General features: G+C 47.7%; 9 protein-coding genes. 1 reads left to right on the plus strand and 8 read right to left on the minus strand.

Going from position 1 to position 14,612, the window contains the following annotated elements:
* Positions 1-214 precede the first annotated feature (214 nt).
* Together ACO08K_RS09920 and ACO08K_RS09925 are read right to left on the minus strand one after the other, a co-directional pair.
* A complete protein-coding gene (locus ACO08K_RS09920; protein ID WP_320028490.1) occupies positions 215-646 on the minus strand; it encodes an LNS2 domain-containing protein in 432 nt (143 codons plus the stop codon).
* Positions 647-833: 187 nt separating this feature from the next.
* Positions 834-1,736, minus strand: coding sequence for a M23 family metallopeptidase (locus ACO08K_RS09925; protein ID WP_421796240.1), 903 nt, complete (start codon positions 1,734-1,736; stop codon positions 834-836).
* Between the two features lie 197 nt (positions 1,737-1,933).
* On the opposite strand from ACO08K_RS09925, the gene ACO08K_RS09930 reads away from it, so the two are divergent.
* Positions 1,934-4,900, plus strand: coding sequence for a tetratricopeptide repeat protein (locus ACO08K_RS09930; RefSeq protein ID WP_421796241.1), 2,967 nt, complete (start codon positions 1,934-1,936; stop codon positions 4,898-4,900).
* Between the two features lie 185 nt (positions 4,901-5,085).
* On the opposite strand, the gene ACO08K_RS09935 is transcribed toward ACO08K_RS09930, so the two are convergent.
* The 6 genes from ACO08K_RS09935 to ACO08K_RS09960 form a co-directional block, all read right to left on the minus strand.
* A complete protein-coding gene (locus ACO08K_RS09935) occupies positions 5,086-6,939 on the minus strand; it encodes a peptidase M61 (protein ID WP_421796242.1) in 1,854 nt (617 codons plus the stop codon).
* 20 nt (positions 6,940-6,959) lie between these two features.
* The gene (locus tag ACO08K_RS09940) at positions 6,960-8,087 is read right to left on the minus strand and encodes a dienelactone hydrolase family protein (protein ID WP_421796243.1); all 1,128 of its coding nucleotides are present in this window, start codon (positions 8,085-8,087) and stop codon (positions 6,960-6,962) included.
* Positions 8,088-8,122: 35 nt separating this feature from the next.
* A complete protein-coding gene (locus ACO08K_RS09945; protein WP_421796244.1) occupies positions 8,123-9,997 on the minus strand; it encodes a PQQ-binding-like beta-propeller repeat protein in 1,875 nt (624 codons plus the stop codon).
* A gap of 33 nt (positions 9,998-10,030) precedes the next feature.
* A complete protein-coding gene (locus tag ACO08K_RS09950; protein WP_421796245.1) occupies positions 10,031-10,486 on the minus strand; it encodes a nuclear transport factor 2 family protein in 456 nt (151 codons plus the stop codon).
* 108 nt (positions 10,487-10,594) lie between these two features.
* Positions 10,595-12,202, minus strand: a complete 1,608-nt coding sequence (locus tag ACO08K_RS09955) for a hypothetical protein (protein ID WP_421796246.1) — start codon at positions 12,200-12,202, stop codon at positions 10,595-10,597.
* 9 nt (positions 12,203-12,211) lie between these two features.
* Positions 12,212-14,332, minus strand: a complete 2,121-nt coding sequence (locus tag ACO08K_RS09960; RefSeq protein ID WP_421796247.1) for a carboxy terminal-processing peptidase — start codon at positions 14,330-14,332, stop codon at positions 12,212-12,214.
* Positions 14,333-14,612: the final 280 nt, after the last annotated feature.

Raw genomic sequence — 14,612 nt, forward strand, 5'->3', positions numbered from 1 at the left:
TTGAAGGCCTCTCCACACTGAAATGAGATCAGGAAGTAGGAATTGGATGGAGGTCTTACAGTTTGGCTAATCTAAGTTTCATACATTAATTATTTGCCGGCACATTTTTGCGTCGGCTTTTTTTTTCTCCTTTTTATTGCCCATAAAAAAAAGGAGATAACCTGCACAAACTACAAGTTACCTCCATTTTCTGCTTATGCATAGTTAAGGACGATTAATCCTTAAATACCTCAATTTCGTGTTTTTCCACTACCAAATCGGTGAATTTACCCTTAAAGCGAGTAGCCTTTACGATGTGGTTGTCAATCCAGTGGTAATTACCGCCCCGAGGTTTACCAAACAGAATGCCATGGTATTTAAACCCATTGCGGTTCAGCCATTCTTCGGTCACCTGGCGGTGTTCTTCCGTGCGTGAAGTGAAAAAAGTAACCACGTGGCCTTCATCATACCATTTGTTCAGGATGTTGAGGGCATCAGGATAAGGCAACACCGTCACCATCCGCTCGGGTTCCTCGTTGGGAATATCGTCACAAATCGTTCCGTCGATGTCAATGAGGAAATTTTTCACTTCATTGGGCAGTACCGGGCTGATCGATTCCCCTTTTTCATTATAAGCTGCCTTAAGCTGCTGAGTATTCTGGTCCATGAAAATGTTGTATTGTCTTTAACTGTTTGGATAAAGGATTGATAGACAGTGTAATTTGGTATTTATTGGCAGTGGACTCAAACAAAAACGCTGCAATATCCGGTTTTTTTGAGAAAAAACGAAAAGGAAAAAAGTCGTTCTACCGATTGCAAAGGCCACAAAAAGAGAAGTATAACCACAAAAGGGCCTAAAAAGTTACATAGTCGACGGGATCAACGGGTTTCCCTTTGTGCCACAATTCAAAGTGCAAGTGAGGCCCACTGGAGAGTACCCCGGTATTTCCAACGATCGCAATGGCTTCGCCAGCACGAACAAAGTTGCCTACTTTTTTGAGCAGTGATGAATTGTGTTTGTAAAAAGAAAGAATTCCATTGTCGTGCTGAATGCCAACGGTATTGCCCGTTTCGAGGGTCCATTCCGATAAAAAAACATAACCGTCCATGGCCGCTTTGATGGCAGCATTACGGGGCGCGAGTACGTCCACCCCGTAATGTGATTTTTGGCGGTCAAAATGGGCACTGATTTCGCCATTGACCGGTGCAGCAAAAAACAGCTGTTCAATGGGTTTTTCGCTGGGCGCAAATCCAACCGCACGGCTTTGCTTCGCAATTCGGCCAACCCGCTCCAGTTCTACCTCCCGTCGCATTTCTTCGTCCACCTGAGACATGCCTACTTTTTTTGCGGCATCCTTGGTTGGTGCCTGGTCAGGAGTGGCCTTGGGCACGTCCTGTTCCCGCAAGGGGTTACCAGTCAGCATGCGTTGCAGGTTTTTGATGTACACCTCCTGGGCCTGCATCTCCTGCCCCATGCGGTTGACTTCGCGGGTGAGTTCCAGGAGTCGGCGGTCGTTGCTACTGACGGGCTGAAACCCGGGCAGGTATTCCTTGATGGGGGTGTAAGCAATCAGCATAAAGACCAAACAGGTCAGTACCACCAGCAAAGTGCTGATGAATACATACAGGTTCATCAGGGTCAATTTATAAGAGCCAACCTCTTCGAAGGTGTCCTCATTCATGATCACGAAGCGGTAATGCTTGGTGATGTTTTCCCGCCATTTTTTCCAGCGCTCGCCATTAAACTTCAAAGCCATAATCTTCAGTTTGAATTCTGGGTTTGTTTTTTCTTAAAACCAAAATAAATTTGTGTCTTTCAAGTTATAAGTGAGAGTTTGTTTAATTTTTTTTGTTTAGACAAACTCTAATGCAAATTTACGGTTTACTGCCTAGTAAACCAGCTCTGCACACTGATTTTAACGATTTTATTCATCGTTGTAAAAAATATTCGGCCTTGAAACGATTAGTTTACGCCCTGACGGTAGTGGCGCTTGCCCTGATGATTGAGAGTTGTGTCGCCGTCAAAAGCAGCAGTAAGGAGCTGTCTGGCCTTGGAAAAGTGTACCACAATACCACTGCGCACTACAACGGCTACTTCAACGCCGACGAAATTCTGGCGACAACCATGCTCAGCATGGAACAGCAATACAAGGACAATTACACCCAAATATTGCCCGTTTATTCCTATATGGGCATCGACAACCCTAAGGCAGCAGCTCCGGAACTGGATGAAGCGGTCAAAAAAGTGACCAAGGTTGCGGCACTGCACCCGAAAAGTGACTGGGTGGACGATTGTTACCTTTTGGCGGGTAAGGCTCATTTTCTCAAACAAGACTTCGAGACCGCAGAACAAACCCTGCGTTACCTCACCGCTGAATTTTCACCCGAAAAAGCGAAGCTAAAAAAAGCAGTGGCGCAAAATGTACGCAGTGGCAGTACGCGTACACCCATGGTCGGCAGTGATGGCCAGGTGCTCACCGCCAAGGAAAGAGAAAAGGTTCGGGAAAAGGCCAAGAAGGACAAAGAAAAATTGGCCAAAGACGTAGCCAAAGCCCGCAAAAAATACAATGCCGATGTAGCCAGAGCGCGCAAACAAGGCAAACCACTGCCAGCCAAGCCCGAAATCCTGAATCGGACCAAAACCAGCAGCACCACCTCAACGACCAAATCACCCGAGCAAATTCAAAAGGAAAAAGCGCGGAAAGAAGCCGAAGAAGCCAAACGGGAAAAAGATTATTTGAAGAAAAAACCAGCCTATTACGAAGGTGTCCTCTGGCTGGCGCGTACCCTCATTGAACGGGAGAATGAAGATTTGGCGTTCCGCACCCTGACTGAACTGGAAAATGACCCCAATACCCCCAATGTAGTGCGGGCACAGCTGGCCCCTCTGTTGGGCCATTTTTACATCAAAAAGAAGCAGTACGAAGAAGCAGTAAAACCATTGGAAGAAGCAGTTGAACGGGCAGATGACTCCAAAATAAAGGCTCGTTACAACTATATTCTGGCTCAATTGCACCAACGCGCCGGACGCTGGAATGAAGCTTATAGTGGGTTTGAAAAAGTAGCCAGTTCTTCGGTGAACTACGAAATGCAGTTCAATGCCCGCCTGAACATGGCGCAAAACTCCTGGCTCAGCGGCAAGGGGTCGGCAGAGTCTGCGACTGCCCAGTTGGAGCGCATGCTCAAAGACGCCAAAAACCAGGAATACCGCGACCGCGTTTATTACGCCCTGGCCAACGTGGCATTGAAAAACAACAACAAACCTAAAGCCATTGAATACCTGACCCTGTCCGTACGCAGTGCAGGCAACAACCCGGCGCAGGTAACTGAATCGTACTATACCTTGGCGCAGTTGTATTTTGATGAAGAAAAATTCATCCAAACCAAAAATTACCTGGATAGTACGCTGACGATTATGGACAAAAAGGATGATCGACTCAAATCCGCAACCATTCTACGGGACAACCTGGTCGACATTGCCAAAAACCTCAGCACCATTCAGGTACAGGACAGCTTGTTGACCCTGAGTGCCCTTTCGGATGCGGAGCTCAAAAAGCGGGCGGCCAAAATAAAAAAGGACAAGGATGAACAGCGCCTGCGCGCCCTGGAATACTCCAAAGTACCGGAAAACAATAACCCAAACCCTGGAGCAATAACCGGCCGGCCACTGATAGCGGGTGCTCAAGCTTCTACCTTCTGGGCCTATGATGAAAAAGAGGTAAAGCAGGGCAAACGGGAATTCCAGCGCAACTGGGGCGAACGCCCACTGGAAGACAACTGGCGCCGCTCGGAAAAGCGCGGAGGAAGCAATGAGATCGTTCTTGAAGACCCTGCCAATGCCAATAAACCAAAGGCCACTGGTACTGACGGTACTGAAGACGAAGACGATGTAAAATCCTACCTGGGCGACATACCCCGAACCGAAGCGGAACGCCGCAGCGCTGAAGTCAAGGTGATCGATGCGATGTACAAACTCGGGGTATTGTACTACGACAAGTTGGAGAACTTTGACAAAACGGTCAAAACCCTGGAGGGGCTGAATACCCGCTTTGGCCGCCACAACTTTGAACTCAATTCCTGGTACTACCTGTATCTGGCACACCGCAAACTCAACCACGCTGAGCAGGCTCAGGCTTATTACGATAAAATTGTGGGTGGTTACCCCACTTCTACTTTTGCCCGTATCCTGCAAGACCCCAACTACGCCGCCGAGTTCCTTAACGAAGAGCGCAAGGTGAACGTGTATTACGATGAGGCTTATGCTGCCTTCAAAAAAGGAAATTATCAGGATGCGTTCAAGATGTGTATGGATTCCAAAGTACGCTTTGGGGCCGAGAACAAACTGGCTTCCCGTTTTGCGTTGCTGGCAGCACTCTGTACTGGTAACCTGCAGGGCGCCGACGCTTACAAAAGTGCCCTGAATGAAGTGATCGCCAAATACCCTACCTCAGATGAGCAAAAACGCGCCAAGGAAATCTTGCGCTTGCTGGGTGGTGCTGGCGCACAACTCCCCGGCGACCAGGAGCGTACCGATGAGGAAAACGTACGCTTCCGCCCCGATGAAAATGCCATCCACTTCATCCTGGTAGCACTGGACAACAATGCCAACCTGGATAACGCCAAAAATAAAATTTCGGATTACAACCGCAATTTCCACAAGCTGGACAAAATCACCATCACCAACCTCGCGGTGGGGGATGATGAAAAAACCCGCAAATTACTGGTGATCCTGCGCCGTTTTGAAAACAAGGCTGCAGCCATGAAGTACTACGACGGGGTAATGAAAAACCGTGCCCAGTTTATGGATGCGAATGTGAATTACCAGTTGTTGCCGATCAGCATGGACAATTACCGCTCGGTGTTGCGGGATAAGACGCTGGATGGGTACGCGGAGTTTTTTGAAGCGAATTATTTGAAATAGGCATCGCTGCTTGGGTGATTCCTTAAGTGCCTCAGGTTTCTTAGGTGGTGAAAGAATTTTCCCTGCTACGCAGGTTTTTTTCTTTTTACCACCTAAGAAACCTAAGAAATTTTAGATTCACTCCAGGTAATGGTCAAAAATGCTCGGTTGTTCCGTGATTGAGTAGTATTTTAAGCATCTACAACCTACCTCTTCTCCAACCAACTCTTCTGCAGCGCCACTTGCTCCGCGCTCGCATTTGGATTAAAGCGCAGTACATTCGTCATCTTCCTGGCCACTTTCATCATCGGGGCTGATAAGGTTACTTTTTGCTCCACGCCATCCGTTCCCTTGCGCAGCACCACCACTTGTAAAGGATCGCCCACTTTGGCCGTTTTGTACAACTCAACCAGTACCGCATCTGCATTGTCAGCAGTCAGGGCGGCACCATTGATACTCAGGATGACATCGTTCAGTTTGTAGCCCATCATTTTGCCGAAGGCATTCATGTTGGACAGGTTGCTGATTTTTTGACGCTGGTTTTCATCCGGTTCAAAGGAGATACGTCCCAGCGTGAAGGTACTGTCCTGAATTACTGGAGAAAAATCGACGCCTACACTGGCGAAAACCTCCTCCAGGGGTAAGGGCTGATTACCCGCCACGTATTTCTCCAGGAAAAGGCGGATCTCCGGGTAGGTCAATTTGCCAATTTCGCCAAAAAGCTCCTCGTCCTTAAAGGGTTTGTCCTTGCCATATTTTTTTGACAAATCGCCGATGAGGCTGAGGATGCCGTATTTGCCTCCCGACAATTGCAGCAACTTAATGTCGATGCACATGGCGATCAAGGCTCCCTTTTCGTATACATTCCCGTATTGACCAGCATAAGTATCGAGGCAATTGGCGCTCATCACTGTGAAGGGCAAGGTATCGATGTAGCGTTGGCGGGAGTTGCTGATTTTTTGTTGCAATACGCCCAAAAAGTCATCCTTGGTGGTCATGCCGTATTTCTCCTGCACCAAATGGGCGTGGTACTCGGTAGTACCTTCGTACAGCCAGAGATGTTTGGACATTTTGGGCTGGTTGAAATCAAAATAGTGGATTTCCTCCGAGTGGATGTTCAAAGGAGTGAGGATGTGAAAAAACTCGTGGGCAGCCACGTTGATCAAAAACTGTACGGTATTGCCATTGTTGCCTTCGGGCATAAAATACACCGAAGAGTAGGAATGTTCCAAGGCACCTTGCGCACCCGACACCCCTCTTTTATCGTTGAGGTAAACCAAAAAGGCATATTTGTTGACTGGCAAAGTCCCACCCAGGTAAGCCCCCTGTGCTTGAAGCAAACCGTTGATTTTTTCAGCCAAAAAAGCGGCACTTATTACCTTATTGGGTGAATGTACAGCGATGAGCACCGAGGTGTTGCCCACCTGAATGGTAGCTGTTTCTGCACTGCCGTACATCAAAGGGCTATCGACCAGGCGGTTGTAATTTTCTACTTCAAAACGATCTTGGGTGGTGCTGGGGTCGGCATCGATCAAGGCCGTACTTCCGTTCATATTAGCCGGGTGCAGCACCGTGAGTTGAAAGGGCATTTGTTTCATGCCATCAAAATATCCCGCAAAACAATGGGTATTGAGCAGGTAGTTAACATCCTTTTCAATATTGAGCCCACAGGGTTCAAAGATTTTTTTGCCACTGCTTTCGTCGTCAAAGGTATCGTTCACCTTGTAACGGATTTTGCCAAGCTTTTTGGCATTGCTGATTCGCCAGCTGTTGGTGCCGATTTTTTCGACTGGTAAAGCCTTGCCACTTTTATCCAGGGCCTCAAAACCTTCAATGAAGCGGCCAAAATCATCTTCGGAATAAGTGCCCGGCACAATTTTGGGTAGGTTGTAAATGATTTCCTTCTTTTTGATGGCGGGAGGCAGCAGTTCTACGCCAATTTTGTCGTCAGTCACTTGAACCAGATCCAGGCTAAAGCGGTAGGTATTGGTTGCAGAAGTTTGGCTAAAGCCAATTTGGTAACAAAAGCAACATAAAACAATCAGGTATAGAATTTTCATTTCCAATGAATTTTATCCGGTTAATTAGAAGAAGGTAAAACTGCGGCAGCTTTCAACGAAGTTGTCACAATGTCTTTGGGTTCGTCAAGGTTTAAAAACCCCATTTTGGCCTTTTCATCCTGCTTCAGTTTCCAATTCAAGAACCATTGAATGGATTGAGCCGCATGGGCAAAACTCTGCCAGGTGTTGCCGTGGTTGGCTTGGGGTAGAATGTTTTTCAGGTAGTGCTCCCAGATACCAAAGTTCAAAAAGTAGAACTCGGAGGATTGCGGGTAGAATTGAAAAACCCGCTCCGCGTATTTGTATTTGTCAACCAGTTCTGGCTTTACATCAGGGTGCGGTGCATGAATGACCAGCATGGGCGCGGTGCAACGCTCTAGCTTATAATAGGGGCTACGCTGAATCAGTTCCTCTTCGAAAGTGGTGGTGATGCCTCCTTCCAGACTGATCAGTGCCTTTACATCAGGGTCTCTCATTTGTAAGGCCAGGGCCAGGGTGGCATTAAACCCAAGGCCCATCGCGGCAAAGTTGCGTTGAACCGGGAAGTTTTTACGCAGGTACCCCAAGGCAAATTGCATATCGGCCACTCCAGTTTCAATCCCGGCCGGGTCGTATTGCATGGGCTCCGCAAAAGGGCCCTGAATCACTGGCGAAACGACGATAAAACCCCAGGAAGCCAGGTATTCACAGAGTATGTTTTGCAAATGCACCTGATCCGGGAAAATGATCAAAGGAAATTGGCCAGAGGCTATTTTGGCGTCGCGATAAGCTTTCGTTTTGTTTTGAGCCATTTTAGGAAAAACAGGCTGAAACAGGGTGGTATCACCTCCTAGTTCTGCCACACTTTGAAAAAAACCAGCTCTAGTGGCCTGGGTTTGGCCAAACCAATAGGTCAAATAATCAAGGTACAATACTTGATTGGTATTCGCTTTTTCAGCCGGATACCAAATGTACAATTGCATGGCCCGGCCAGCAGATTGAACCTTCCCAGTCTGCAAGGAAGCACGGGTGTGGTCAATGGTTTGCACAGCCTTAAATCCAACCGAGTATTTGCCATAGGCCAAATCAGATTGGAATACGTCCTGGGCATTCAGATGGAATGTCATCATACCCAGGCAGCAAGCAAGGAAAAAGATAAAGGACTTCATATTTTTTTATGCTATTCAGGTTTTACCACAACACATTATTCCAATCCGTATTCCGCAATTTTCCGCACCTCGCCCAACTGATGCAACATATTCGCCTGCATCCATAACTGCACAAAACCCGTCCCTTCCCGGTGTCCGTAGTTTTTTACCCAATACACTGCCTTGCCGTTTTCATCCAGGGCCAGGGGGGTAACCTGAGCCGGATCTACTCCAGCAAAAGCCGAAACGGTTTGGCTCAAGCCCCATTTTTTGCCCGTTTCAGTGGGCACGGAGCCGTACAAACCGTAGTGACTCCGCAAGTCATTGAAGGGATACTTCACCCCGATGAGGGTATCAGCTTGCAGGTAATCCAGGCCCTTGTATTCCTTGGCACTGTAATCAAAGCGGTGAAAAGCGGGGTTGGTGCCCAGTACTACCACTTTCCCACCCTTGCTGAGGTAATCGTAGAGCAGGCTTTTTTGATAGGTACCTTTGGTGATTTCCTCTTGAAAATAACCCGTTGCAAATACCACTACGCTAGACACGTCGGAGCTGCTGTTGGTTTTTAAAAAAGTCGGCAGTGTTTCTTCACTCAGTAATTCGTAACCTTCAGCTACAAAATAGTCTCGAATCAGGTTGCTCAAACCTGCCCGCAGATACTTGCCCATCACATCGCTAGTCCAGAATACGGCTTTTTTGATGGGGCGCCCTGAACTGGGTTTGTTCCCCGTTTGCAGAGCTGAAATATTGCCATCGTCATTGCCTACATAAATCACCCCATCGGCAAAAGAGGGCGAAGAAAATACCCGGTCGCCAAAACGGTAACGGGATTTTTCGGTCCCTTTTTGCAAATCCAGGCAATGCACAAAACCGTCGTTGACCACCGCAGCCACAGTGTTGCCCACAATAATGGGTGAAGACCATACGATGGTAGGAGTTTTATAGGTCCATTTTTCCTTACCCGTGTACAAGTTATACGCTTTTACGAAGCGCCCATCCGAAGTGCCAATCACCAACACACTATCCTTGATGGCTGCCGAAGAAATGACCCAGGAGCCATCGAAGTTGTGGCGCCAGATTTCCTGACCACTCGTAGCATTGATGCCGTAAAAGTAACCATCCCGGCCGCCCACCACCGCGATGTTGTCTTTGATGGCCACCGAGGCCATGATGGCTTTAAAATCGTTGCCGAAGTTCAGGTTGTTGACGGTATCGCCAACGGTGGCAAATTGCCATTTTTTCTTACCCGTTTGGGCATCCACAGCGTATACCTTGCCCGATAAGTCGCCAAAATAAAGGGTATTTTGAGCCAGGGACGGCGACGAGCGCACCAAAGAAGCCGTTGGGAAGCTCCACTTGATTTTGCCATCCAACTCATTCAAAGCGTAAACTGCCCCACTGCCACTGCCTACATAAACCACTCCGGCATTGACCAATGGGGAGGATTGGTAATAGTCAAAACCCCAGGCGTAGGGCAGGTCGGGTTTCAGATCAACTTGCCAGATTTTTTGACCAGTAATTTTGTGCAGGGCAAAAAGCTGATTTTTTTTGTTGGTAAAAAAAACCTTGTCCTTGCTGACAGCCGGACTCGATTGCACCGCAGCAGCAGCGTTAAAAGCCCAGATTTTTTTGCCGCTGGTGGCGTCCAAACAATAGAAAAAACCGTCACTGCTACCCGCATAAACTTTACCTTGATCAAATGTAGGGCTGGAGCGCACGGCGGCTCCGGTTTTGAATTGCCATTTGGTAGCTTTGATGGAGTTGAAATCAGCGCCTGGATAGACGCCATTTTTAGCTGGCCCACCCCTAAACAAAGGAAGCCCAATAGATGAATTTTGCTGAGCATAAGCCAGGTTTTCGCAAAAAAAGCAAAGGAAAAGTAATCCGATCAATGCTTTGATCTGGCTTTTGAGGACAAAGTTATTTCTCATTTTTAGGTGTCGATTGGTTAAAGCAAAGTGCTGTTATTGCTTGGGAGTTGGCGATTGCCAGAGTACATTCGTGATCTTCCATCTGCCATCCAGTTTGGCCAACAGGACATAATCGGTTCCCCACCAGGCCGTTACTTTGCCACAGGCCGTTTTATCCACCACTTCATAAACTTCCACTTTTCGAGGAAACTTCTCTACATTAGGATTCTTACCTTTTTTTAATACTCCCGTGGCATATTCGATCATTTCTCGAAAAGGCATGGCCGAACCTTCGTAGGTCGTGCTGTTGCGGGGGCGATAGTAGCCGTACTTGTGCACTCCCAGGTCAATACTGCGGTGAATTTTGCTGGTATCTCCGTAATAAAAGGCATCGATATAGTCGTTGAGTGCGAGGGTCACACTGTCGGCAGCAGTGCTTTGGGCGGAAAGCGAGATGCCTCCAAGTATTCTTAAAACCAGGAACAGTTGGGTGATTTTTTGAATCGGCATGAGCATGTGTTTTCAGTCGAGGAAAAGTAGATCCGATGTACCAAAATTAACTTGCTCAAGGCTGTAAACCATCCCCCGCAATGGGGTATTTTCAACTGTCTACCAAGGTCAATTCAATTTCATCAACTTCTCATTAAAACTGCTTTGTAGCCTTTTTTTGGTATCAGCATCCAGTTGAGTATCCTGATCCAAAACACGTAAGGCTTTTTGAAACTGTTCTTTGGCTTGCAATTTTTCTCCTGTGGCTAAATACGTATCACCCAATCGCTCCATTACCGAGGTAGAATTTGGAAAAGCGATGGCACCCAGTTTCCAGATCGCCAACACTTGCTCCTTTTTTTGTTGCTGTCCGAAGCGAAAGGAGAACAGGTTCAAAGTTTGAAAATCAAAAAGCTGTAAAGTAGGGTTAAGCTGTTTGCCGGCCACAAAAATTTGAGTCGCTTTTTCTAAATTACCACTCATCACAATGCTTTCAAATTCTTCAGGTGTGGGTACGGGAGGCAGCGCTTTTTGCTGTAGTTCTACCTTTACCATATCAGCAGGATAAGCCATTTCTACGGCCTTTTTTTGCAGCAATTGCAAGGCTTCCGACGATTTTTTCACGTAAGCGTCAAAAAACTGCCCGATCCGGGTGTACAAAAACTGATAGGCCTGGTGCTTCTCAGCGGTCAAATCGGGGATAACGCCCAGATTGCCAATCAAACAAGCGTGGTTCATGCCTTGCAAAACGACATAATAGCGATCGGCATAGCGCAAGGTGTCCAGCACTTTTTTGCTGAGTTGGAGGTATGGCGGTGGATTTTTTTCATCCTGTAAAAAAGTGAGGTAGGGTACCCGCATTTTATTGGCATCAAAAAAAGGAGATTGGAACAAACTTTCCTGTGTGCCCGCTTTGCCTTCCCAGCCATCCAGGCTTGCTACCGCATCGGCTTGCATGTTTTTCATTTGGAACAAAAGGGCCGACATGCCATCAAAATTACTGCCCAAAACGCCCACCCGCTGAGAATCAGTAATGGGTTGGCTGCGCAAAAAAGCCAGCAGGTATTCCAGGTTGCCAATGCGCTCAGCCAGGGCCAGTTGGGGTTGTTTGGCCTGCCAGGTTCCGGTATGCGCAACGCTGGGCGTGAGCAGGACGACATAACCCAAACTCGCCAGGTATTCACACAACACATTGTTCGTACCCGGGCCTCCATCCACTCCCACGATGATCACGGGGAAGGGGCCTTTTTGTTTGGGGGCATTGAGTGCAGCAGCGGTAGGGCTTTGCAGGATGTTTTGGATTTGCTGCTCGCTCAGGTCCAGGTCCAGGCCAAATTTGGCCGAAAATTTCAGGCCATTGCCTGCATCTTTTTTCTCCTGATCGCTGAGTGGCTTAAAGCTGTTTTTTTGTGCATCGAGGTAGCGGTATTCGGCAAAAAGCATTTTTTTGAGCTTGTTGGCCTGAGCGGGATACCACATACTGATCTGGATGGGTAGGGCGCTTTGCCCGGGATTGGGTTTGCCTTCGAAATCCAATTTGGGTTGAAAGTGACGCCCGTAATCATATTGCTTGAATACCTGGAATCCGACGGCATAGGAGCCAAGCGGGAGGGTGCTGAGCTGGGGGTGCTTGGATAAAAAACTACTTGTCCGGCCTTCAGGCAAACGAGAGTTTTGCGGCTGCACAAAATTGAGCGCAAAACTCCACAAGGCCAGGACAAGTAGTTGCGTTTTCATTGAGGCATTCTATCTATCGTTCTTCATCGACAGCGGTGATTTCCCACCCGTCAATTCCAAAACATCACCTACAACTTTGGTCGCTTCGTACAAGTAGCGGTCTTTTTTCAGGAAATTAACCCAGCGAGTGTTGAAGGCTACGCTGGTTCCAGAAGCATTGGGGTCCTCCCCTACCCGAGCGACATCCATTTCCTTGTTCATCACGAACAACTCGCGGGCTTGTTTCGCTCTGGCATTAACGGCTTTTTCTTTTTCCTTGTATTTCTGGAGGTTCAAATCTAGGGCGGCATCTTGCTGGGCAGACAACCAGGCGGAGTTTTGTTGTACTTTCTCCACCAAACCCGTGCTGTCGATGCGGCTACGGAAACGCTGGCGCAACACGTCCATGTTAGGTGTTTTAGCCCAGGGCTTGTAGCTCAGTTTTTTGATTTCGTCCCAGGCCAGCGCAGTTTTGTTGTCTTTTTCTCTGAATTTATACGACTCGTAATAGCCTGGCAACACCAGATCAGGCACTACCCCCTTCAATTGCGTAGAAGCGCCATTGATGCGGTAGTATTTCTGGATGGTCAGGTGTACGGTGCCCAAATCGGTGTTTTCATCTCTGGTCAGACGGCTCAAGGGAATGGGACGTTGTACCGTTCCTTTGCCGTAGGTGGAAGTGCTCCCTACGATGATCCCCCGCTGGTAATCCTGGATGGCCGCGGCGAAAATCTCAGAAGCCGAAGCGCTGAATTCGTTAACCATCACGACCAGTGGGCCACTGTACAATACCTTTCCGTTGTCTTCATCCGGCAGGAAGGAAGAGCGACCATCGCCGTTTTTCACTTGTACCACGGGTCCGTCAGGGATGAACAAACCAACCATTTGCACCACTTCATAAAGGCTACCACCACCATTGTCACGCAGGTCGATGACGATACCATCCACGTTTTCAGCCTGGAGTTTCATCACTTCTTTGGCCACATCGGCGGCGCAACTGCGGCCACCTTCGTCACCCATGGGGGTGTAAAACTTGGGCAGGTAGATGTAACCCGTTTTTTGATTGCCGTCTTTGATGGTGCAAGACTTGGCAAAAGTTTCTTCCAATTTCAGTTCTTCCCGCACGATGGGCACCACTTTGATGGTTCCATCTACTTTTTTGAGGGTCAGTTTCACCGTGGTGCCTTTGTCGCCACGGATGAGTTTGACGCCATCGGGAATGTCGTAACCTACCACGTCTACTGGCGCTTTGTCGCCTTCGCCGATTTTGAGGATGAGGTCGCCGTCGTTGACTTCGGTGGTTTTCCAGGCTGGCCCACCTTGAGATACCGTGGCAATTTTGAGGTAGCCATTTTCTTCCCCAATGATGGCACCGATGCCATAAAATTTACCCGAAAGGCGCTCATCCCAACTTCTTTTTTCCACAGGCATAAAAAAGTCGGTATGCGGATCCATCGTGTTGGTGATGGTGGTGACAAACATGCTGAAACGATCGTCGTCGCTGATTTTGTTGATCAGGCGATCGAGGGATTTGTCCAGGGTCGTCTTGGCAAATTCACGGGCCTGGACTTCCAGGGCTGCATCGGTTTCTTTAGGGGTTTCAGCCGTGGCTTTTTCCCTTTGATCTTGCAGATCGATAAATTTTTCCAGAGCCATGAACTTCAGCTTTTTTTGCCACTGCTCCTGTTGGGTTTTGGCATTGTTGGCAAAAGTCCTTTTGTCGTAGTCGGTTACGATGCTGTCGGCTTCGGTGAAGTCAAAGGCTTTTTTGGCCAGATTGGGCAAATTGGTCTTGATTTCATTAAGCCGCTGCTTGTACCGTTCGTTGACTTTGTAAAAAAACTCAACTGGGGTTTGGCGGATTTCGTCATCGATCAATGAATTGTACTTGCTGAATTCTTTCAAGTCAGCTTGCTGGAAAATGACTTTTTCAGGGTCCAGTTCCTTCAGGTAAGTTTTGTAAATTTTGTCAGAGAATTGGTCATTGAGCGCCTGGGGGCTGTAATGCCCTTGCTCCAATAATTGACCAACGGTGTGCAAAATCCGATCGTAACGATCATCGACGGGTGCCTTGCCAACATCGTTGCTGCACAATAAGAGCACTATCGGGAGACATAGAGCAGTAAAAAATACACTTTTTGTGGTGTTCATTTGTCGCTTTTTTGGATAGATCCTTGATGAAGGTAAAACTAACGCAACTAAGATAAATAAGAAATCCCCCACTTGGAGGGATTTTAGCGGATTTGCTCGCTTTTGACGATTTTTAAATAAACGTATTTTTTGAGGGAGTGGTTTAGGGAGGGATGGTTAAGGTTTTTTTAAAAGTTTAGGGGGTAGATTTGGGGTTATACTTAGTAATCACCAGCGCTTCCCATCTATTTCTCCCCAGCTTCCCCACTTTTCTTATATTCGCAGTTCACACAACTAGATT

Origin of the sequence: Haliscomenobacter sp., assembly GCF_965225875.1 — a bacterium.
GTDB lineage: Bacteria > Bacteroidota > Bacteroidia > Chitinophagales > Saprospiraceae > Haliscomenobacter.

Excerpts from the sequence above, each read along its gene's own strand:
- ACO08K_RS09920 (WP_320028490.1), bottom strand. The coding sequence starts at position 646 with ATGGACCAGAATACTCAGCAGCTTAAGGCAGCTTATAATGAAAAAGGG.
- ACO08K_RS09925 (WP_421796240.1), bottom strand. The coding sequence starts at position 1,736 with ATGGCTTTGAAGTTTAATGGCGAGCGCTGGAAAAAATGGCGGGAAAAC.
- ACO08K_RS09935 (WP_421796242.1), bottom strand. The coding sequence starts at position 6,939 with ATGAAAATTCTATACCTGATTGTTTTATGTTGCTTTTGTTACCAAATT.
- ACO08K_RS09940 (WP_421796243.1), bottom strand. The coding sequence starts at position 8,087 with ATGAAGTCCTTTATCTTTTTCCTTGCTTGCTGCCTGGGTATGATGACA.
- ACO08K_RS09945 (WP_421796244.1), bottom strand. The coding sequence starts at position 9,997 with ATGAGAAATAACTTTGTCCTCAAAAGCCAGATCAAAGCATTGATCGGA.
- ACO08K_RS09950 (WP_421796245.1), bottom strand. The coding sequence starts at position 10,486 with ATGCCGATTCAAAAAATCACCCAACTGTTCCTGGTTTTAAGAATACTT.
- ACO08K_RS09955 (WP_421796246.1), bottom strand. The coding sequence starts at position 12,202 with ATGAAAACGCAACTACTTGTCCTGGCCTTGTGGAGTTTTGCGCTCAAT.
- ACO08K_RS09960 (WP_421796247.1), bottom strand. The coding sequence starts at position 14,332 with ATGAACACCACAAAAAGTGTATTTTTTACTGCTCTATGTCTCCCGATA.